A 19307-nucleotide genomic window follows, 5' to 3' on the forward strand; every position below is an offset into this window, starting at 1 on the left:
CGGGTGAAAAGGAAGGAGGCGAACCGATATGCAGCATGAACGCGAAATCGACGCCCTGCTCTCATCCGGCGAGACCGGATCGATCATCGACCGGCTGATGGCGCTGCCGCGGCCGACCGACAGCGTGAAAAACGAATGGGATCGTGCTGTCAGCAGCCGATTTGAAGTCCGTCTGGCGAGGCAGATGCGCTCGCAGATGGACGCCGGCAGCGATCGACAGAACGCAGCCTGATCTCCCTTTGTCTGTGCATCTCGTAATCCCAAAACCGCGACACACTTTTGGGCGACATGCATCAACCTCGGCGCAGCCTGACCGGGGCTTCGCCGAACGCTCTTGAAAACGCTCTGGAAAATGCCGCAGCGGACGAGAACCCCGTCCGCCCGGCAATATCCGCCATGGCGATCCGCGTGTCGACCACCAGCCGCCGCGCCGCGCCCAGCCGCAGCCTGAGATAATATGCGCCCGGCGTCTCGCCGATCGACTTGCGAAAAATGCTCTCCAATGTCCGCGCCGTCACCCCGGCGCGTTTTGCCACCGCGTCGATGGTCAGCGGCTGGTCGACATGCGATTCCATCAGCCGGATAGCCTGCGCCAGACGCGGGTCGTAGCCGTCGAGCCGGCCGAGCGAGACCAGCGGCTGCGCGTCGGTCGCGGCGCGCGCCTGGTCGTAGATGAAGACGCTGGCGACATCGAGCGCGACGGCCATGCCGAGCCGGGTGCGGATCAGATGCAGCATCAGGTCGAAGGTCGGCGACGCCCCGCCCGAGGTGAACACCGGTCCGTCGATGACGTAGCGGTCCGGACGCACGTCGACGCCGGGAAAGGCGGAGGAAAAATCCTCCATGTCTTCCCAATGGGTGGTGGCGCTGCGGCCTTCGAGGAGGCCGGCGCGCGCCACCAGCCATGTGCCGGCCTCGACGCCGCCGCAGGCGCGAGCCGCGCGGGCCGCTCGCCGTAATCCGGAAAGCAGAGCCGATGTCGCGTAATTCTGGGTGCCGAAGCCGGCGACGACGACAAGCACGTCGGTCGGCTCGGCCGCATCGAAGCGGCCCCTGACCGCCACCGGCAGGCCGCAGGTGGTGACCGGCGCCTCGCCGGTGACCGAGACCAGTTTGAAATCGAACAGCGTCTCGCCTGAGATGCGGTTGGCGGCGCGCAGCGGGTCGACGGTCGACGCCACGCACATGATGGACGAGCCTGAAAACACCAGCAGCGTCACCTTGAGCGGCGATCGCTCAGCGCGAAAGATGGTCGGCTTTTCGCTTTTGATCACGAGAGCTTCGTAAATTGCAAAACAGTTTCCGGCAAGTCGGTCATTGTTAGGGTCTGTTTCTATGGGGAGGAGATGTCCATGCCGCTCGCGATGAACCGTGAGGTTTTCATTACCTGTGCCGTGACCGGGTCCGGCGGCTCGCAGGACCGCTCCCCGCATGTGCCACGCTCGCCCAAGCAGATCGCCGATTCGGCGATCGATGCGGCCAAGGCCGGTGCCGCCATCGTCCACTGCCATGTCCGCGACCCCGAGACCGGCAAGCCGCGCCGCGATGTCCATCTCTACCGCGAAGTGACGGACCGCATCCGCGCGGCAGAAGTCGATGTGATCCTGAACCTGACCGCCGGGATGGGCGGCGACATGGTGTTCGGCTCACCGGAAGCGCCGCTGCCGCTCAATGAAAAAGGCACCGACATGGGCGGCGCCACCAACCGCATGGAACATGTGCGCCAGTGCCTGCCGGAAATCTGCACGCTGGATTGCGGCACCATGAACTTCGCCGAGGCCGATTATGTCATGACCAATACGCCCGGCATGCTGCGCGCAATGGGCGGCATGATGACGGCGCTCGGCGTCAAGCCGGAGATCGAAGCCTTCGATACCGGCCACCTCTGGTTCGCCAAGCAGCTGGTCGAAGAAAAGGTCTTGAATCCCGACGCGCTGGTGCAGCTCTGCATGGGTGTGCCGTGGGGGGCGCCGGACGACCTCAACACCTTCATGGCCATGGTTAACAACGTGCCGTCGACCTGGAACTGGTCGGCCTTCGCCATCGGCCGCAACCAGATGGCCTATGCAGCCGCTGCAGTGCTCGCCGGCGGCAATGTCCGCGTCGGTCTCGAAGACAATCTCTGGCTCGACAAGGGCGTGCTGGCCACCAATGCGCAGCTGGTCGAGCGCGCCGCCAGCATCGTCACCAATCTCGGCGCCAGGATTTTGGGGCCGGAGGAAGTGCGCAGGAAGCTCAACCTGACCAAGCGGGCGCCGATCGCAGCGGCTGCTTAAGACGGGAGCGGATCATGGCTACCGTCAAATTCACTGCGATGAAGGATGGCGACAGGCAAGACTATGAGTTCCTGACCGCCCATGAGATCGACCATGCCGCCAGGACCGGCGAGCGGCTGCTCGACGCACTGGTGCAACTCGACGAAGGCCTGTCGGGCTACAAGATCACCAGGCTCGGCCATTCGCTGCAAGCGGCGACGCGGGCCTGGCGTGACGGCGCCGACACCGACTGGATCGCCTGCGCGCTGCTGCACGACATCGGCGACATCTACGCTCCCTACAATCACGACGAATACGCCGCTTCGATCCTGAAACCTTTCGTGCGCGAGCAATGCACCTGGGTGGTGGAAAAGCATGGCGACTTCCAGCGGCTCTATTACGCGCATCATCTCGGCGGCAACCGCCATGCTCGCGACCGCTTCGCCGGCCATGCCTATTTCGACGATTGCGACCAGTTTTGCGAACGCTGGGACCAGTCGAGCTTCGACCCGGACTACGACACGCTGCCGATCGAATTCTTCCGGCCCTTCGTGCTCGAAGTCTTCGCCCGCAAGGCCTACGACCCCTCCGTGATCCGCTCCGGCGAGCGCGTGCCTCTCATCGACCCCGAAACCGCCAAGACAAGAACCGGAGCCTGACCATGAGCATCATCAGCAAGGCAGCCGCCATTGGCGGTGGTGTCATCGGCGCCGGCTGGGTGGCGCGGCTGCTGCTCAACGGCATCGACGTGTCGATCTTCGATCCGGACCCGGAAGCGTCACGCAAGGTCTCGGAAGTGATGAAGGGCGCGCGCCGCGCCTACAAGCAGATGGTTCCCGGCGGCCTGCCCAGGGAAGGCAGACTGACCTTTGCCAAGACCATCGCCGAGGCGGTGGCCGACGCCGATTTCATCCAGGAGAGCGTGCCGGAGCGGCTCGACCTCAAACACCGCGTACTGGCCGAGATCGATCTCTACGCGCCGGCCAACGCCATTGTCGGCTCGTCCACCTCGGGCATCAAGCCGACCGACATGCAGGTGGCGATGAAGAAGCATCCGGAGCGTCTGGTTGTCGGACATCCCTTCAACCCGGTCTATCTGCTGCCGCTGGTCGAGATCGTCGGCGGCGAACAGACCTTTCCAGAGGCGATCGAGGTCGCAAAGGAGATCTATGCATCGATCGGCATGAAGCCGGTGGTGATCCGCAAGGAGATCGAGGCCTTTGTCGGCGACCGCCTGCTCGAAGCGGCCTGGCGTGAGGCGCTGTGGCTGATCAAGGACGGCATCTGCACCGTTGAGGAACTCGACGACATCATGCGCTATGGCTTCGGCCTGCGCTGGGCGCAGATGGGCATGTTCCAGGTCTATCGCGTCGCCGGCGGCGAAGCCGGCATGCGCCACTTCATGGCGCAGTTCGGGCCGTGCCTGAAATGGCCGTGGACCAAGCTTATGGACGTGCCGGAGTTCAACGACGAGCTGGTCGATCTTATTGCCACCCAGTCGGACGACCAGGCGCACGGCCTGTCGATCCGCGAACTGGAAAGGATCCGCGACGACAATCTGGTCGCGATCATGGATGCTCTGTCGAAACAGAACAAAGGCAAGGGCTGGGGCGCCGGCGCCTTGCACAAGGACTATACCAAGCAGTTGGCCAAGCTGGCGGCGAAGAAGCCGGCCGCATCCAGGGCCGCAGAAAAGGCCAAGGCATCGAAGCCGGTGAAGAAGGCGGAAAAGCCGAAGAAAAAGAAGAAGGGCTGAGGACCATGGATTTCGGTCTTTCGGAGGAACAGAAGCTCATTGTCGAGACGACGCGCGCGTTCGTCGAGAATGAGCTTTACCCGCATGAACGCGAGGTCGAGCGCACCGGCGTGCTGCGCCGCGAGTTGATCGAGGAGATCAAGGTCAAGGCAATCGAAGCCGGGCTCTATGCGGCCAACATGCCGGCCGATGTCGGTGGCGCCGGCCTCGATACGGTGACCTGGCTGCTCTACGAGAAGGAACTCGGCCGCGCCAACTATGCGCTGCACTGGACCTGCGTCGCGCGCCCCTCCAACATCCTGCTCGCCGGCACGCCCGAGCAGCGCGAAAAGTACCTGTTCCCGTGCATCCGCGGCGAGAAGTGGGACTGCCTGGCGATGACCGAGCCCGGCGCCGGCTCCGACCTGCGAGGCATGAAGGCGACCGCGGTGCAGGACGGCCACGACTGGGTCCTTAACGGCACCAAGCATTTCATCTCCCATGCCGATCTTGCCGATTTCGCGATTTGTTTCATGGCTTCGGGCGAGGAAGAAACGCCGCGCGGCAAGCGCAAGAAGATCACCGCCTTCTTCGTCGACAAGGGCACCAAGGGGTTCACCGTGCGCGACGGCTACCGCAACGTCTCGCATCGCGGCTACACCAACGCCATCCTCGAATTCGACGATTGCCGCCTGCCGGCAAGCCAGGTGCTGGGTGAGGTCCACAAGGGCTTCGACGTCGCCAATTCCTGGCTCGGCGCCACGCGCCTGCAGGTCGGCGCCACCTGTCTCGGCCGCGCCGAGCGGGCGCTCGGCCACGCCATCGAATACTCGGCGCAACGCCAGCAGTTCGGCCAGCAGATCGGCAAGTTCCAGGGCGTGTCGTTCAAGCTCGCCGACATGGCGACCGAATTGAAGGCGGCGGACCTGATGGTGTTCGAAGCCGGCTGGAAGTACGATCAGGGCACCGTCACCGATCAGGACATGGCCATGGCGAAGCTGAAGGCTACCGAAATGCTCGCCTTCGTTGCCGACGAAGCCATCCAGATCCATGGTGGCATGGGGCTGATGGATGACCTGCCGCTGGAGCGCATCTGGCGCGACGCCCGCGTCGAGCGCATCTGGGAAGGCACGTCGGAAATCCAGCGCCACATCATTTCGCGGGCGCTGCTGCGCCCGTTCGGGGCTTAAAAAGAAGAGACGGGGAATATGCACAAGCTTGAACGTCTCCTGCGCCCAAAATCCATCGCCGTGTTCGGCGGGGCGCAGGCCGCTGCCGTCGTCGCGCAATCGATCAAGATGGGCTTTGCCGGCGAAATCTGGCCGGTGCATCCGAACAAGGACGAGGTCGCCGGCCGCAAGGCCTATCGCTCGGTCGCCGAATTGCCCGGGGCGCCCGACGCTGCCTTTGTAGGCGTCAACCGGCATCTCACCATCGACGTGATCAAGGCGCTGGCCGAGCGTGGCGCCGGCGGCGCCGTCTGTTTTGCCGCGGGCTTTCTCGAGACCGAGGCCTATGACGACGATGGCGAGCGGCTGCAGGCCGAACTGGTGGCCGCGGCCGGCCAGATGCCGATCATCGGCCCGAACTGTTATGGCCTGATCAACTACGCCGACGGCGCGCTGTTGTGGCCCGACCAGCATGGCGGCATCCGGCTGCCCGAAGGCGCCAAGGGCGTCGCCATCATCACCCAGTCCTCCAACATCGCCATCAACATGACGATGCAGAAGCGCGGCCTGCCGATCGCCTTCCTGATGACGGCCGGCAACCAGGCGCAGACCGGCCTCTCCGAAATGGCGCTCGGCCTGATCGAGGATGAGCGCGTCACCTCGCTCGGCCTGCACATCGAAGCCTTCGATTCGGTAGCCGGCTTCGAGAAGCTGGCCGCGCGCGCGCGCGAACTGAAGAAGCCGATCATCGCCATGAAGGTCGGTCGCTCCGAACAGGCGCGGCAGGCGACGGTCTCGCACACGGCATCGCTGGCTGGCTCGGACGCTGCCTCGGACGCTTTCCTGCGGCGGCTCGGCATCGCCCGCGTCGATTCCATCCCCGCCTTCATCGAGGCGCTGAAGCTGCTGCATGTCACCGGGCCGCTGCCCGGCTATCGTCTGTCGTCGATGAGCTGCTCCGGCGGCGAGGCCTCGGTGATGGCCGACAGCGCCGAAGGCCGCTGGGTCAACTTCCCGGAGCTCACCAGCAAGCACCGCGCCCATGTCAAATCGACGCTCGGGCCGCTGGTCGCGGTCGCCAACCCGTTGGACTATCACACCTTCATCTGGAACAACGAGCCGGCGATGACCGCAACCTTCACCGCCATGGTGTCGGGTGGCTTCGACCTCAACATGCTGGTGCTCGACTTTCCACGCCCCGACCGCTGCTCGGTCACCGACTGGTGGGCGACGCTGCGCGCCTTCGAATCGGCGCTGAAGACCAACAAGGAGCATGGTGCGATCGTCTCCTCGCTGCCTGAGAACCTGCCGGAGGAATACACCGCCGAACTGATGGCGCGCGGCATGGTGCCGTTGTTCGGCATCTCCGAGGCCATGGATGCCGCAGGTGCGGCAGCCTTCATCGGCTGGGCCTGGGCCGAGCCGCAGGCGCAGTCTATCGACACGTCGGCTGCAGGTGCGGCCGGAGGTGACCATGTCACCCCTGACGAGGCCGAAGCCAAGGCGCGGTTGATCAAGGCCGGCTTGCCTGTGCCGAAGGCAGAACGTGCCGCCAATGCTGTCGAGGCCGTCATCTCATCGATGGCGCTCGGCTTCCCGGTGGCGCTGAAGGCGCTCGGAGTCACCCACAAATCGGAAGTCGGCGCGGTCAGGCTGAACCTCAAGGACGCCGAATCCGTGAGCACGGCGGCGCATGATCTGCTGCCGCTCGGAACCGGCCTCTATGTCGAGCGCATGGTGCGCGACGGCGTTGCCGAACTGATCGTGGGCTTCACCCGCGACCCGATGTTCGGCGCCGTCATGACGCTGGGAACTGGCGGCGTGCTGGTCGAGCTGTTGCGCGACAGCGTGACCTTGATGCTGCCGGCAACGCGCGACGATATCGAGGCGGCGCTACGCGGCCTGAAACTGTTCCCTCTGCTTGAGGGCTATCGCGGCCGGCCGAAGGCCGATGTCGCCGCGGCCATCGACGCCATCGCAGGCATTGCCGGCTTCGTGCAGAAGAATGCCGGCGAGATCGAGGAACTCGACATCAACCCGCTGATCGTCTGCGCCGAAGGCAAGGGCGCCTGGATTGCGGACGCGCTGCTGGTGCTGGGAGAGAAGAAGAATGTCTGACGTCATTTCAACTCGCCGCAAAGGCACCATCCTCGAGGTCACGCTCGACCGGCCCAAGGCCAACGCCATCGACCTCAAGACCTCGCGGCTGATGGGCGAGACCTTCAAGGCGTTCCGCGACGATCCGGAACTGCGCGTCGCCATCGTCAAGACCGCCGGCGACAAGTTCTTCTGCGCCGGCTGGGATTTGAAGGCAGCCGCCGGTGGCGACGCGGTCGACGGCGACTATGGCGTCGGCGGTTTTGCCGGCCTGCAGGAGCTGCGCGACATGAACAAGCCGATCATTGCCTGCGTCAACGGCATGGCGGTGGGCGGCGGCTTCGAGCTAGCGCTGTCCTGCGACCTCATTTTCGCTTCCGACCATTCCTCCTTCGCGCTACCCGAGATCCGCGCCGGGACCTTGGCCGACGCCGCGACGATCAAGCTGCCCAAGCGCATTCCCTATCATGTCGCCATGGACCTTCTGCTCACCGGCCGCTGGATGGATGTGGCGGAAGCGCATCGCTGGGGGCTGGTCAACGAAGTGCTTCCCAAGGACAAGCTCGAGGAGCGCGTCTGGGAGATCGCAAGGCTGCTCGCCAGCGGCCCGCCGCTGGTGTTCGCCGCGATCAAGGAGACGGCGCGGGTGGCGGAGGCGCTGACCTTCCAGGACGCGATGAACCGCGTGACGCGCCGGCAATTGGCGACGGTCGATGCGCTTTATGGCTCGGAGGACAATATGGAAGGGTTCCGGGCTTTTGCGGAAAAGCGCGACCCGGTTTGGAAGGGGAAGTAATTTTTCAGATGATGGCACGAGGCACCCCCCTCTGCCCTGCCGGGCATCTCCCCCTCAAGGGGGGAGATCGGCAGTTCGGACTTCACCGCTCATCCACCAACGTTGGTGATTGGCCAAAGCCTTCGCCACATCTGATCTCCCCCCTTGAGGGGGAGATGGCCGGCAGGCCAGAGGGGGGTGTCCGGGCTCGATCTATCCAGTCGGCGCAGCCAGCATGACCGACTACAAAACCCTCATCGACGCCGAGACCTGGGCCTTCATCGAGAAGACCAACTCCTACTATCCGTCCGACACGATCGACTACACCATCGCCCAGCAGCGTGCGATTTATGACCGGATGTGCCGCGAGTTCTTTGCCGGCTATCCCGATGGTGTGACGGCGGAAACGACTTTCATTGCCAACCGATCACACGACATCCCGATCCGCATCTATCGCAGCGCTACCCCGAACGCGGCGGCGATGGTGCTCTACATCCATGGCGGGGGTTTCATCCTTGGCGGCCTAGACAGCCATGACGATGTCTGCGCCGAGCTCTGCGCCCGCACCGGTTACGAGGTGGGTTCCATCGATTACCGGCTGGCGCCGGAGCATTTGCACCCGGCCGCTTTCGACGATGCTTTACGTGCCTTCGAATGGGCAGCCAAAACCTACGACCGCCCTATTCTGCTGTGCGGCGACAGCGCCGCCGGCAATCTCTGCGCGGCTGTTGCTCACGCAACGCGTGGCCATGCCAAAAAGCCGATCGGTCAGGTGCTGATCTATCCGGGCCTCGGCGGCGACCGTTCGAAGGGCTCGTATGTCACGCACGCCGAAGCACCGATGTTGACCATGCGCGATCTCGAATTCTACAAGCACATCCGCACCGGCGGCGCTGACGGTACTGGTGACATCACCTTGTCGCCGCTCGCCGACACCGATTTCACCAAACTGCCGCCAACCGTGCTGATCACCGCGCAATGCGACCCGCTGTCGTCCGACGGCGAGGCCTACCGCGACCGCATCCTTACCGCAGGCGGACACGCCAGCTGGTCCGAGGAGCCGGGGCTGGTGCATGGCTATCTCCGGGCCAGGCACACGGTCGGCCGTGCCCGCGCCTCCTTCAGCCGCATTGTCGAGGCGGTTTCCGTGCTGGGCAAGGGCGACTGGATCTGGTGATCCGGCTCAACCGCGGACAAAGGCGATCAGTTCCTCAGCCATGCAATCGTTGAATTCCCGACGAAAGCGGTTTTTCTTCAGCCATTCAGGGTTTGAGCCGACGGTCTTGTTGGCATCCACGACAACGCCTTTGCCATCGACAATGAAATAGTCGATGGCGCCGAAGTCTAGGTTGAGCCGCTGCCGCACCGCCAGCACTTCCGGTGGCACGGCGCCGCCCACCTCATTGCTCAGGATTTTTGAGCCGGCGCACAACACATCGTCGTAGACCTGCCGCATGTTGACCTCGGCACCGAGCAGGAACATGTAGCGGTGCTTGACGATGGGCAGGTCGAGCGTATCGAAAGCGAACTTTTCCACCATCAGGCGATTGTTGCGCCATACATCCCGCGGAACCTCGCCGATCGTCTGGTAGACCTTATAGGGCGGGCACAGGCGGTCCTTGTAGCCGGGTTCGAAGAGCTTGCGGATGGCATGCGCGCTCCTGGTCAGGCCGTTGCGATGCTGCCACCAACGCTGCTCTGGTCGGCCCCTGGAGTTGAGGACCGTCTTGACGACAACCGGCCCCTTGTGGCTGTCGCCGGCCTCCAGCTTCAGTGTCGAATAAAGGTGCCGGTGGATGGACAGCGCGCGGCCATTGATGGTGCGGTCGTAGAGGTGGCCGAGACCGCGGTACGTTGGCGGCACGATTGTCAGGTCGACATGCAGAAAGGCCACCGGCGCCCGATCTCGGCCGGCCGGCCGGTCGAGCAGGCGCACTTTCAATCCAGCCTGTTCCAGGTAAGGCAGTAACTGCGCGATGCAATAGCTCCGCACCAGTCGGAAATTGCGCAGGCTCTCTACATAGACATCGAGATCTGCGGCAGACACCGAACGCTATTCCTTGATATCGACGCCCGAGAAATCGTGGTGATCAAAGGGGTCCATGACATAGCCCGTCACCTGTTCGCGCATCGGGATCGAGACCACGGAGTGGGCGATAGCGACCCACGGCATCTGCTCCCTGAAGATCGTTTGCGCCTGCGAATAGAGTTTTGCGCGGGCAGCGGGATCGACGATCCCGGCTGCCTGCTTGAGCAGATCGTCGAAGGCCGGAAAACACCAGTTGGCACGATTGGTGGTGCCGACGCCGGCACAGCCAAGCGGCACCGACAGGAAGTTATCGGGGTCGCCATTGTCGCCGGTGAAGCCGAACAGCATGGCGCCGTCGCGGTCGCGTGACTTCGAGCGGGCAAGGTATTCAGTCCACTCATACGTCACGACTTCCACGGTGACACCGATCTTTGCCAGGTCGGACTGGATCATTTCGGCCATACGCTGCGCATTCGGGTTATACGGACGCTGCACCGGCATCGCCCAGATCTTCATGTGCAGGTCTTTTACGCCGGCATCGGCGAGCCCCTGCCTGGCGGCAGCGGGGTCGAAGACATGATCGGGGCTCGTCTTGTCATAGGCCCAGGAGGTTGGCGGCAGCGGATTGCGTGCGACTTCGCCGGTGCCGCGGAATACGACGTCGACCAGCGCCTGCGTGTCGATGGCAATGGCGATCGCCTTCCTCACCCTTGGATCGTCGAAGGGCTTCTGCAAGGTGTTGAAGGCGAGGTATCCCGTATTGAGGCCCTCCTGCCGCATGACCTTGATTCCGGGCGTCGCCTTGATCGCCTCCAGGTCGGCCGGATTTGGATAGGGCATGAGATCGCATTCGCCGGCGCGCAGCTTTTCCATGCGAATGCTGGCATCGGTGGCAATGGCGAAGACGAGATCGTCGATCTTCGGCTTGCCGCGCCAGTAGTCCGGATTGGCCTTGTAGCGGATGACTGCATCCTGCTGGTAGTCGACAAGCTGGAACGGACCCGTCCCGACCGGCTTCAGCGCCAGGTCGAGAAGCCGCTTCTCTGCGACGAGCTTGTCGGCATATTCCTTGGAAACGACCGAAGCGAAATCCATCGCCAGGTCGGCAAGCATCGGCGAATGCGGCGCCTTCAGCGTCATCACCACAGTATGGTCGTCAAGCTTGCGCCAACCGGCGACAAGATCCGGCATGCCGATGCCGTCGAAGTAAATGTACTGGCGTTTGGCGTAATTGTTGAACGGGTTCTGCGCGTTGGCCTGCCGGTCGAAGGTGAACAGCACGTCATCGGCATTGAAGTCGCGACTAGGCGTAAAGCCCTCGACGATGTGGAATTTCACGCCCTGCCGCAGGTGGAATGTGTAGGTGAGGCCATCGTCGGAAATCTCCCAGCTTTCGGCAAGGCCGGGGCGCACCTTGGTGGTGCCGGGCTCGAAGTCGACCATGCGGTTGTAGAGAGCGGTGGCCGAGGCGTCGCGGGATCCGGAGGCGAGTGCGGGATCGAACGTATCGGGGCTAACCTCGGTGCAGTAGACCAAGGTCTTGGCTAAGGATTGATGGACCGGCAACGCACATGGAAAAAGTGCCGCCAGCAATAGAACGAAGTGCCTGCGTGTCATGATACCCCCCAGGGTTGGGAAGACGCTAGCAGAAGCCGGCACTGACGGTAAGTAAGCCGGCCGGTCTTTCGCGCGCCAAGACTGTTTTCCACCTGAGTTGACACAAGGAATTAGCCGCGCCTCTGTGAAATGGCGGACAGACCCGGCCGCCGTTTTGCATGAACCTTTCTGCTCCAGCCGGCGACTGACGACCAGGCGCCGCATGGTGCGGGCCGGAAAGGATGCCCCATGACCAGGACCCCAGAGGCTCCACGGTCTCCGGGACCAACGCAAGCTCAGCGCGACCACCGCCTTCGGGATGGAGTCGATGCGCTGGGCTTTCGGCTGATTCCGTTGACCCTGCGCAGGAGCAGGCGTATCGTGAAGATGAGGAAAGCAGACAATTCGATCAGGGACGAACGTGCCGGAACGCCGCGCCTTGCCCTGTTTCGCGCGGCCGGACCGGATGTTCCTCCCGAAAACTTCGGGGGGAGTTTTATGTCCTGCGATCGCGGCGCGTCCATGTCGTTTCCAAGCGGTTTCCGCCGTTCGCTCCATCTGGGCGGCGGTTTGCTTGCCCTGGCGCTGAGCGCCACGCTCTGGTTGGGCACAGCCGCCCAAGCGCAGGAAACCCAGATCGTCTATCCTGGCTCGATGGCGGTCACCGGATTTTCCGGCACCGTCATTCCCAATTTCGACTCTGCCGATTCCGAAAGGGGGGGGCTGCCGCCCGGCGTCGACCCGGTCGACGAAACCTTCATCGACACGACGCGCGCCACCTTGCGCGTCTTCGACGTTTCGGCGCTCGGCGGACCGGCTTCCGGCCAGCTCGTCTACACGCCGCCGCCTTTCGAGGTGACGGCCGAACAGATCGGCCAGGTGTTCGCCATTACCTATGATGACGGTGTGCGCGACGGCGTTCCCACGGGCGTCCCCAACCTCTATGCCGGCGCGACCTCGCTGCACGGCATCCGTATCGTCACCCCGGACGAAGATGCCGACGGTCGGCCCGAGCGACAGCGCCGCGGAACCGCAGGCGCCGTCTTCATGGACGGCCAGTTCGGCACCGAAAGCGGTGGCGGTCCGGGCACGATCTGGAAGATCGACGGCATCACCGGCGCGGTCTCCAAATTCGCCGACATTGACACCAACAGCGGTTCCGGCATCGGCGACATCAGCTTCGACAGCAATCACCGCGAGTTCTTCGCCAGCGACCTCGACACGGGCTTCATCCACCGCCTCGACGCCAACGGCACGCTGATCGACACATTCGATCACGGCGTTGCCGGGCGGCCGGCGCATGGGCTGGCTCCCGTCGCCGATGACGGTGCGGTGATGGACATACAGGGTGCTGCCTTCGACTCGGAAGACCCCGACACATGGGGCTACACGCAGGACGAACGCCGCGTCTGGTCCGTCGCCTATCATGGCGGCCGGCTCTATTATTCGGTCGGCGAAAAGGCCGAGATCTGGTCGGTTGGCATTGCCCGCGATGGCAGCTTTGCCGGTGATCCGCGCTGGGAGCTGACGGTCAAGGCCGACAAGGACTACGCCGTCACCGACATCGCCTTCGACAACCAGGGTTTCATGTATCTGGCGCAGCGCGGCCCGGTCGAGAATCGCTACGATTACAGCCAGTTCGCCGATTCCGGCAAGGGCGAGGTCATCCGCTACTGGCGCGAAAACCCGGACGATCCGGCAACGGAATCGGTCTGGGTGGAAGAGCCGCAGGAATATGCGGTCGGCTTCCCGCAAGGCAACCGGCAGTCGGCCGGTGGGCTCGACCTGCAATATGGCTATGACGCCGACGGCAATCTCGACACCGGCGTGTGCACCGACACGCTGGTCAACACCGGCGACAAGCTGCGCGACAACCCGACACTTGCCGACCAACTCGCCGCCGGCGGGCCGCTTGCCGTACACGGCGTGCAGATCACGCCGACGCCGTTGGTCAAGCCGGCCAACGTGCCGCCTTTCGGCTCGTGGTTCGTCGACTTCGACGGCTATTTCGAAGACCCAGAAGTGGAAGGCCATGTCGGCGACGTCGAGGTCTGGCACCCCTGCGAAGGCCGTGCCGGCTATTATGAAGAGATCCCCGGCGGTTATCTGCCGCCGTTTTATCCGCCGGACTTCCCACCGCCCGGCGATCTGCCTCCGTGCATCGATGTCGAGGATGTTCAGTTCTACTGCACGCCTCGCGGCCTCCAGGCCGACCTCTATCTCCATGACCATGCCGGCTTTGGCGGCGATTCGATCAAGGTCCAGCCTTCCAGTGAGACAAAGTCCAGGACACCAGGCGTCGGGGTGACATCACCCCAGTCGCATGCTCCCGGCAAGCCTTACACGGTCGACATCACCGGCCATTCTCCGGGCGACAGAGTCGATGTTGGACTTTGCTTCTACAGGCAGTCCGACAAGGACAAGGGTGGCTACTACCCTTGCTGCAAGATGACTTTGCCGCTCAGAACCCCAGCCGTCAGCTGCGAACGTTGAGGAGGGGAAGATGAAAAATCTCGCACTTTCCCCGACCGCGAAGAGCAGTCAATCCAACGTCATGGAGACCATCATGAAACCCCTGTCATATGCCAGGCGCGGCGCGCGCTGGCTGATGGCGGCCGGTATCGCGGTCGCCATGTTCACCCCTGTGGCAAGCCACGCCGAAGATGCAGTCCCGATCACTCCGGAACTGCGGCTCGACCTGGACAATTCAAAAATCGTCAATCCGAGGCCGGAACGGATCGTGCCGTTCTTCACCAAAACAGGCACACAGAGGAGCTGCGACTACGTCGTCTACTCTCTGAGCTTTGGCCTGCGCGGCGACCCGCAAGGCTTTGCCGACCCAAGCTTTTCGGCCAGGCTGAAGAAACTCCAACTCGACTTCAAGGATCAGCTTCCGCACGGTCTTGCGATCGTCAACGTCAACGTGTCCGGCGACGGCACGGGTGCGTCCGGCGGACCGCTGCCGGGTGCGACAATCAGCACCTCGGCTAATCCGAACGATACGGCGACGGTTTCCGATTTCCGGATTTCCGCCACCGATCTCGACGGCGCTGGGGCTGGCAATGAACGCGTCATCAATTTCAAGATCACCGCCAAGATCGACCATGCGGCGTTTCCTTCGCCGACCATCGTCGACAATCAGGGTGTGATCAAGGTGACGCCGGGCGTCGGCGCGGGGGTCATCATCCCGTCGCAGGATCCGGGCAAGCCCGACGATGGCGACTTCAAGACCGGGGTGAAGACCTCGATCAAGATCGACCTCACCAACTGTGACAAGCGGCCTCCGCCTCCCGACCGGGAATGCTTCAAGGTGGAGCGCGGCACGGTCGATTGCGTGCAAGGCGGCGGCGCCTTCATCTACCACATGCCTGTCGGCCCGGAGATGGGCGGCAAGTGGGTGCAGGTGTCGACGACCACCCCCGGCATCATCATCATCCCCGACACGCAATTGGTGCCGGCGGGCGGCGGCGTGCTGAACTGGAAGATCGTCGGTGCGTCGCCCGGCGACGTCATCCACCTCATCGTCACCGGCATCGAGACCTATGCCGGCCCGAAGGAGGGCTGGGGACTATGCTGCACGCAGACCATCGACATCGTCATCCCGCGTGACTTGAGATGTCCGCCCAAGGACAAGGAACCGGACCTCAAGGTCGAGAAACGCGCCGACGTGACGCGTTGCACGATGGGCGGCGGCTGCGACTTCACCATCAAGGTCACCAATGTCGGCGACGGGCCGTATCACGGCAAGATCGTGCTCGACGAGGTGACGCTGCCGGCCGGCTCGACTCTGGATTCAGGGCCCAATCCGCCCTGGGTATGCATGCCCGGCGTGACCCCGATGACGTGCACCTATCCGGTGACCACGCTCAATCCGGGGGCCTCCATCAACCTCAAGCTCGGCTTCAAGCCGGCGGGTGGTTGGCAAGGCAGCGCGCTGCGCAACTGCGCCACCTATAACTACGGTGCCAGCGGCAAGCCGCTGTTCGGCAGCCAGCAGAACGATCGCGGCTGTGCCTCGATCCCGATCTGCCGGCGTGGCGACCGCGACCGCGATTGCCGGCCCCCGGTCGACAAGAAGGTCGACCTGATCCTGAAGAAGCGTGCCCGAATCCCGGTCTGCACGCCCGACGGCATCTGCTACTTCGTGATCGACATCATCAACAATGGCAGCGTCCCCTATAATGGGCCGCTGACGGTTATCGACAATTACCCGGGCGGCGCGCCGGCCTCTTCGACCTTCGGCCCGTCTCCGCCCTGGACATGCGGACCGAACGGTCCCGGCCAGTTCCGCTGCGACAATGCAGGCATCGTGCTGATGCCGGGCGCCTCGACGCCGATCGTCGTCAAGGCGGTCATGCCGGCCGGCTACCAGTCGGATTCGGTCGAGAACTGCGCGGCGCTGAAGCCCGTCCCCGGTGAGGTCGACCTCACCAACAACAAGGCCTGCGCCAAGGAACGCTTCCGTCATCCCAATGGCGGCAAGCCGACCCTACGCATCACCAAGGTCTGCAATGGCTCGCTCGCCGGTGCGGCGGTGGTTTCCTGCCGCATCACCGTCATCAGCCTTGGCACCTCTGCCCCCACCGGTCCGGTGCGGGTCAACGATGCTGCCACGCTGATATCGGGTGGCGCGCCGGTCCAGATCCAGACCGTCACACCCGACGGTGCGGAATGGGCCTGCGGAGCGGTTCCGGCCAATGCGCTGTCATGCCAGATACCCGGCGCCGCGATGACGCCCGGAACCTCCAGGCACTTCGACGTGACGGTCTTGGCCAATGGCGCGTTCGAGAACTGCGCACGCGGCTCATACGGCCCGGCCCCTGGAGACGACGTCGTCTACCCGATCGGCCAGGCCTGCGCCAAGGGCGGCGGCACGTCCACCATTAGCGTCAAGAAGACCGGCGATGCCGAGTGCCAGCCGGGGCAACCCTGCTCGTTCGAGATCACCATCACCAATGATGGCCAGACCGCCTTCTCCGGTCCGGTCCGCATCGGCGATGCGATCGGGGTGGACGGGCTGGGGCGGCTGCAAGGCGTCGCGATCACCTCGATCGAACCGCCCTTCGGCTGCTCGCCCGAACCGACGACCTTGCCGTTGACCTGCATTGCCAACCTGACGCTCGGCGCCGGGGAAAGCCATGTGCACAAGGTCACCGTGGTCCTTCCCGACGCTCCCTTGGTCAATCTGCGGGGCAACGTCAGCGGCCAGAACTGCGTCGGCGTCTTGTCTCCCGACACTAGGGTGCAAGGCGGCGGCGACGTACTGCCCGGCGACCTGACCAACGTCCAGGGCGATCGCGGCAAGGCCTATGCCTGCCATCCGTTCACCATCAAGCGCGAGGTGAAGAAGGAATGCTCGCCAGGCTTCGTCATGAACGATGCCGGCCGGTGCGTGTGTCCGGAAGGCACGACGTTCCGCAACGGCCAGTGCTCGCCCGACGGCGGCGTCATCATCCAGCCGAAGGATCCGAGGCCCTGCGTGCTGCTCAAGGGCCAGATCCGCACCGAGGATGGACGCTGTGTCTGCCCGCGCGGAACCGAGCTTGAGAACGGCGCTTGCGTCAAGACCGACAAGCCTGGCTGCACCATCCCCGGTTCGGTCCCGACGTCGGACGGCAATGGCTGCTACTGCCCGGAAGGTACGCATCTCGACCGACAGGCAAATGCCTGCGTGCGCGACAAGCAGAAGCCCGAGCAGTGCGGCATACGCGGCCAGGTTCATGACGCCGATGGCGATTGTGTCTGCCCGCGTGGGACAGAGGTGCGCAATGGAGCCTGCCGGCCGATCCGGCCAAAGCCTGAACAATGCTCGATCCGTGGTCAGATCCAAAACGCCAATGGCGATTGCGTCTGCCCGGACGGCACAGAAGTCAGGGGCAAGGTCTGCCGGCCGATCCGGCCGAAGCCCGAGCAGTGCTCGATCCGCGGCCAGGTCCACGACGCCAACGGCAATTGTGTCTGCCCGCGGGGTACCGAGGTGCAAGGCAATGCCTGCCGGCAGAAGAAGCCTGTGCTGGAACAGTGCGACATACGCGGCCAGGTGCACAACAAGCGCGGCGAGTGTGTTTGCCCGCGCGGCACCCAGGTGATCGACGGCGCATGCCGCAAGCCGAGGCCGCAGGTGGGAGACTGCGCCCCGGGCTCGCAGATGGTCGGCGGCCAGTGCGTGCCGATCATCAGGCGGCGCTGCCCCGAAGGCACCGTTGGTCGGTTCCCGAACTGCAGAGCCATCCGGCAGCAGCCGTCGCTCGATCCGACCCTGTTGCTCAATCCAGGTGTCCTTCAGCAGTTCATACCGAAGCGCACGCCGCAGACGCAGGTACAGCCGCAAAGGGATCCGGCGGCCAACTTCAAGCCATAGGATCTGGATACGAGTCAAAATTCAGAGCCCCGTCGGAGCGATCCGGCGGGGTTTTCCTTGGGCGCGCTGCGGCGATCGGGCGGCCAGGTATTGGCCGAACCCGCTGCCGGGCGCAGCAAATACCGACTTTCCCTTTTCGGGATCATGGTCTAGAGCAGTTCATCGTTTCGTGGAAACGCCGAACCGCTCTATCTCTTTGTTTTCACGCAATTCCGGACGGAAAGCCGTTCCCACTTTTCCTGGAATTGCTCTAGCAGTCGTCAAGGCCGCGCCCGCAAACAGGGCGCCCAAAGGGGCCGCATCATGAGCAGGAAGACCCTGATCGCGCCATCGGTGCTGGCGTCGGATTTCTCGAAGCTCGGCGACGAGGTCGAGGCGGTGGCGGCGGCCGGCGCCGACTGGATTCATCTCGACGTGATGGACGGGCATTTCGTGCCCAACATCACCTTCGGCCCGCCGGTGATCAAGGCCATCCGCAACCGCACCAAGGCCTTTTTCGACTGCCATTTGATGATTGCGCCGGCCGATCCTTATCTGGCCGCCTTTGCCGATGCCGGCTGCGACGGCATGACCGTGCATGCCGAGGCCGGACCGCATCTCGACCGCTCGCTTCAGACCATCAAGGATCTCGGCAAGAAGGCCGGCGTATCGCTCAATCCGGCGACGCCGGAAAGTGCGATCGAATATGTGCTCGACCGGCTTGACCTGATCCTGATCATGACCGTCAATCCGGGCTTTGGCGGCCAGGCCTTCATCCCGGCCATGGTCGACAAGGTCAAGCGGGTGAAAGCGCTGATCGGCAACCGGCCGATTCGCATCGAGATCGACGGCGGCGTGTCGCCGGAAACCGCCCACCTGGTCACATCAGCCGGTGCCGATGTGCTGGTGGCGGGCGCCGCCATCTTCAAGGGCGGCAGCGTCGAAGCCTACCGGGCCAATATAGAAGCCATCCGAACCGCGGCCGACCGGGCTGCCGGCTGACATCAGTTCCAGGGCAAGTTCCCGGCTGGTCGGTTCTCCTCGGCCTGATCTCCCTGCCTGATCCTTCGATCTCCCAAAAAGCCGTCAACGGGTGGCAGCCGCAAGGGCATCGCGGCACGCGACAGGATCGCGGCATCCGGCACTAGTTTTGGCCCATAAACCTAGTGGATAACTGCCGAAGGGATCTGCATGCGGGGAGAGGTCAATCCGGCGGCATGACGCGCGTTAAGAAAAAATTATCCGTATTCGGGATCTCGAAGCTGTTTCTCGAGGGCACCTGCCATGCTGGCAGACAAACTTTCTTCAGAA

At 63.8% G+C, this 19307-nt stretch carries 14 protein-coding genes; 11 read left to right on the top strand and 3 right to left on the bottom strand.

Going from position 1 to position 19307, the window contains the following annotated elements:
- Window positions 1–28: 28 nt before the first annotated feature.
- Entirely contained in the window at window positions 29–232 is a 204-nt protein-coding gene (locus NKI31_RS07865; protein WP_023668865.1) for a hypothetical protein, read from the top strand.
- Window positions 233–293: 61 nt separating this feature from the next.
- On the opposite strand, the gene NKI31_RS07870 is transcribed toward NKI31_RS07865, so the two are convergent.
- The gene (locus NKI31_RS07870; protein WP_023668864.1) at window positions 294–1274 is read right to left on the bottom strand and encodes a GlxA family transcriptional regulator; all 981 of its coding nucleotides are present in this window, start codon (window positions 1272–1274) and stop codon (window positions 294–296) included.
- A 78-nt stretch (window positions 1275–1352) separates the two neighbouring features.
- Between NKI31_RS07870 and bcoG the strand changes: the two genes are divergently transcribed.
- The 7 genes from bcoG (at window position 1353) to NKI31_RS07905 (ending at window position 9208) form a co-directional block, all read left to right on the top strand.
- On the top strand, window positions 1353–2276 hold the full coding sequence (bcoG, locus tag NKI31_RS07875) for a 3-dehydrocarnitine:acetyl-CoA trimethylamine transferase BcoG (protein ID WP_023668863.1): 924 nt from the start codon (window positions 1353–1355) through the stop codon (window positions 2274–2276).
- A gap of 14 nt (window positions 2277–2290) precedes the next feature.
- Complete coding sequence (locus tag NKI31_RS07880; protein ID WP_352651093.1) at window positions 2291–2914, top strand: HD domain-containing protein; 624 nt, start codon at window positions 2291–2293, stop codon at window positions 2912–2914.
- Between the two features lie 2 nt (window positions 2915–2916).
- Complete coding sequence (locus NKI31_RS07885) at window positions 2917–4011, top strand: carnitine 3-dehydrogenase (protein ID WP_352651095.1); 1095 nt, start codon at window positions 2917–2919, stop codon at window positions 4009–4011.
- 5 nt (window positions 4012–4016) lie between these two features.
- Window positions 4017–5180 (top strand): acyl-CoA dehydrogenase family protein, encoded by a 1164-nt coding sequence (locus tag NKI31_RS07890; RefSeq protein ID WP_023694246.1) that lies wholly within the window; start codon window positions 4017–4019, stop codon window positions 5178–5180.
- A gap of 18 nt (window positions 5181–5198) precedes the next feature.
- Window positions 5199–7277 carry an acetate--CoA ligase family protein gene (locus tag NKI31_RS07895; RefSeq protein WP_352651097.1) on the top strand — a complete coding sequence of 693 codons (2079 nt, stop codon included), beginning with the start codon at window positions 5199–5201 and terminating at the stop codon, window positions 7275–7277.
- A complete protein-coding gene (locus NKI31_RS07900; protein WP_352651099.1) occupies window positions 7270–8052 on the top strand; it encodes a carnitinyl-CoA dehydratase in 783 nt (260 codons plus the stop codon). Before NKI31_RS07895 ends, NKI31_RS07900 begins: the two co-directional genes overlap by 8 nt.
- Window positions 8053–8266: 214 nt before the next feature.
- Window positions 8267–9208, top strand: coding sequence for an alpha/beta hydrolase (locus tag NKI31_RS07905; RefSeq protein WP_352651100.1), 942 nt, complete (start codon window positions 8267–8269; stop codon window positions 9206–9208).
- Between the two features lie 6 nt (window positions 9209–9214).
- Here NKI31_RS07905 and NKI31_RS07910 read toward each other — a convergent pair whose 3' ends face one another.
- Together NKI31_RS07910 and NKI31_RS07915 are read right to left on the bottom strand one after the other, a co-directional pair.
- On the bottom strand, window positions 9215–10078 hold the full coding sequence (locus NKI31_RS07910) for a hypothetical protein (protein WP_352651102.1): 864 nt from the start codon (window positions 10076–10078) through the stop codon (window positions 9215–9217).
- A gap of 6 nt (window positions 10079–10084) precedes the next feature.
- Window positions 10085–11677 (bottom strand): ABC transporter substrate-binding protein, encoded by a 1593-nt coding sequence (locus tag NKI31_RS07915; RefSeq protein WP_352651104.1) that lies wholly within the window; start codon window positions 11675–11677, stop codon window positions 10085–10087.
- 477 nt (window positions 11678–12154) lie between these two features.
- On the opposite strand from NKI31_RS07915, the gene NKI31_RS07920 reads away from it, so the two are divergent.
- From NKI31_RS07920 to rpe, 3 genes are all read left to right on the top strand, one after another.
- Window positions 12155–14149, top strand: a complete 1995-nt coding sequence (locus NKI31_RS07920; protein WP_502899106.1) for a hypothetical protein — start codon at window positions 12155–12157, stop codon at window positions 14147–14149.
- Window positions 14150–14159: 10 nt separating this feature from the next.
- A complete protein-coding gene (locus NKI31_RS07925; RefSeq protein WP_352651106.1) occupies window positions 14160–18017 on the top strand; it encodes a DUF7929 domain-containing protein in 3858 nt (1285 codons plus the stop codon).
- A 303-nt stretch (window positions 18018–18320) separates the two neighbouring features.
- Window positions 18321–18998 carry a ribulose-phosphate 3-epimerase gene (gene rpe, locus NKI31_RS07930; RefSeq protein ID WP_023689949.1) on the top strand — a complete coding sequence of 226 codons (678 nt, stop codon included), beginning with the start codon at window positions 18321–18323 and terminating at the stop codon, window positions 18996–18998.
- The last annotated feature ends 309 nt before the right edge of the window (window positions 18999–19307 follow it).

Origin of the sequence: Mesorhizobium sp. M0659 (assembly GCF_040320605.1) — a bacterium.
Lineage (GTDB): Bacteria > Pseudomonadota > Alphaproteobacteria > Rhizobiales > Rhizobiaceae > Mesorhizobium.

What these genes read in the sequence shown, in the direction of transcription:
- NKI31_RS07865 (WP_023668865.1), top strand. Translation starts at nt 29, where the DNA reads ATGCAGCATGAACGCGAAATCGACGCCCTGCTCTCATCCGGCGAGACC.
- bcoG (WP_023668863.1), top strand. Translation starts at nt 1,353, where the DNA reads ATGCCGCTCGCGATGAACCGTGAGGTTTTCATTACCTGTGCCGTGACC.
- NKI31_RS07880 (WP_352651093.1), top strand. Translation starts at nt 2,291, where the DNA reads ATGGCTACCGTCAAATTCACTGCGATGAAGGATGGCGACAGGCAAGAC.
- NKI31_RS07885 (WP_352651095.1), top strand. Translation starts at nt 2,917, where the DNA reads ATGAGCATCATCAGCAAGGCAGCCGCCATTGGCGGTGGTGTCATCGGC.
- NKI31_RS07890 (WP_023694246.1), top strand. Translation starts at nt 4,017, where the DNA reads ATGGATTTCGGTCTTTCGGAGGAACAGAAGCTCATTGTCGAGACGACG.
- NKI31_RS07895 (WP_352651097.1), top strand. Translation starts at nt 5,199, where the DNA reads ATGCACAAGCTTGAACGTCTCCTGCGCCCAAAATCCATCGCCGTGTTC.
- NKI31_RS07900 (WP_352651099.1), top strand. Translation starts at nt 7,270, where the DNA reads ATGTCTGACGTCATTTCAACTCGCCGCAAAGGCACCATCCTCGAGGTC.
- NKI31_RS07905 (WP_352651100.1), top strand. Translation starts at nt 8,267, where the DNA reads ATGACCGACTACAAAACCCTCATCGACGCCGAGACCTGGGCCTTCATC.
- NKI31_RS07915 (WP_352651104.1), bottom strand. Translation starts at nt 11,677, where the DNA reads ATGACACGCAGGCACTTCGTTCTATTGCTGGCGGCACTTTTTCCATGT.
- NKI31_RS07920 (WP_502899106.1), top strand. Translation starts at nt 12,155, where the DNA reads ATGTCCTGCGATCGCGGCGCGTCCATGTCGTTTCCAAGCGGTTTCCGC.
- NKI31_RS07925 (WP_352651106.1), top strand. Translation starts at nt 14,160, where the DNA reads ATGAAAAATCTCGCACTTTCCCCGACCGCGAAGAGCAGTCAATCCAAC.
- rpe (WP_023689949.1), top strand. Translation starts at nt 18,321, where the DNA reads ATGAGCAGGAAGACCCTGATCGCGCCATCGGTGCTGGCGTCGGATTTC.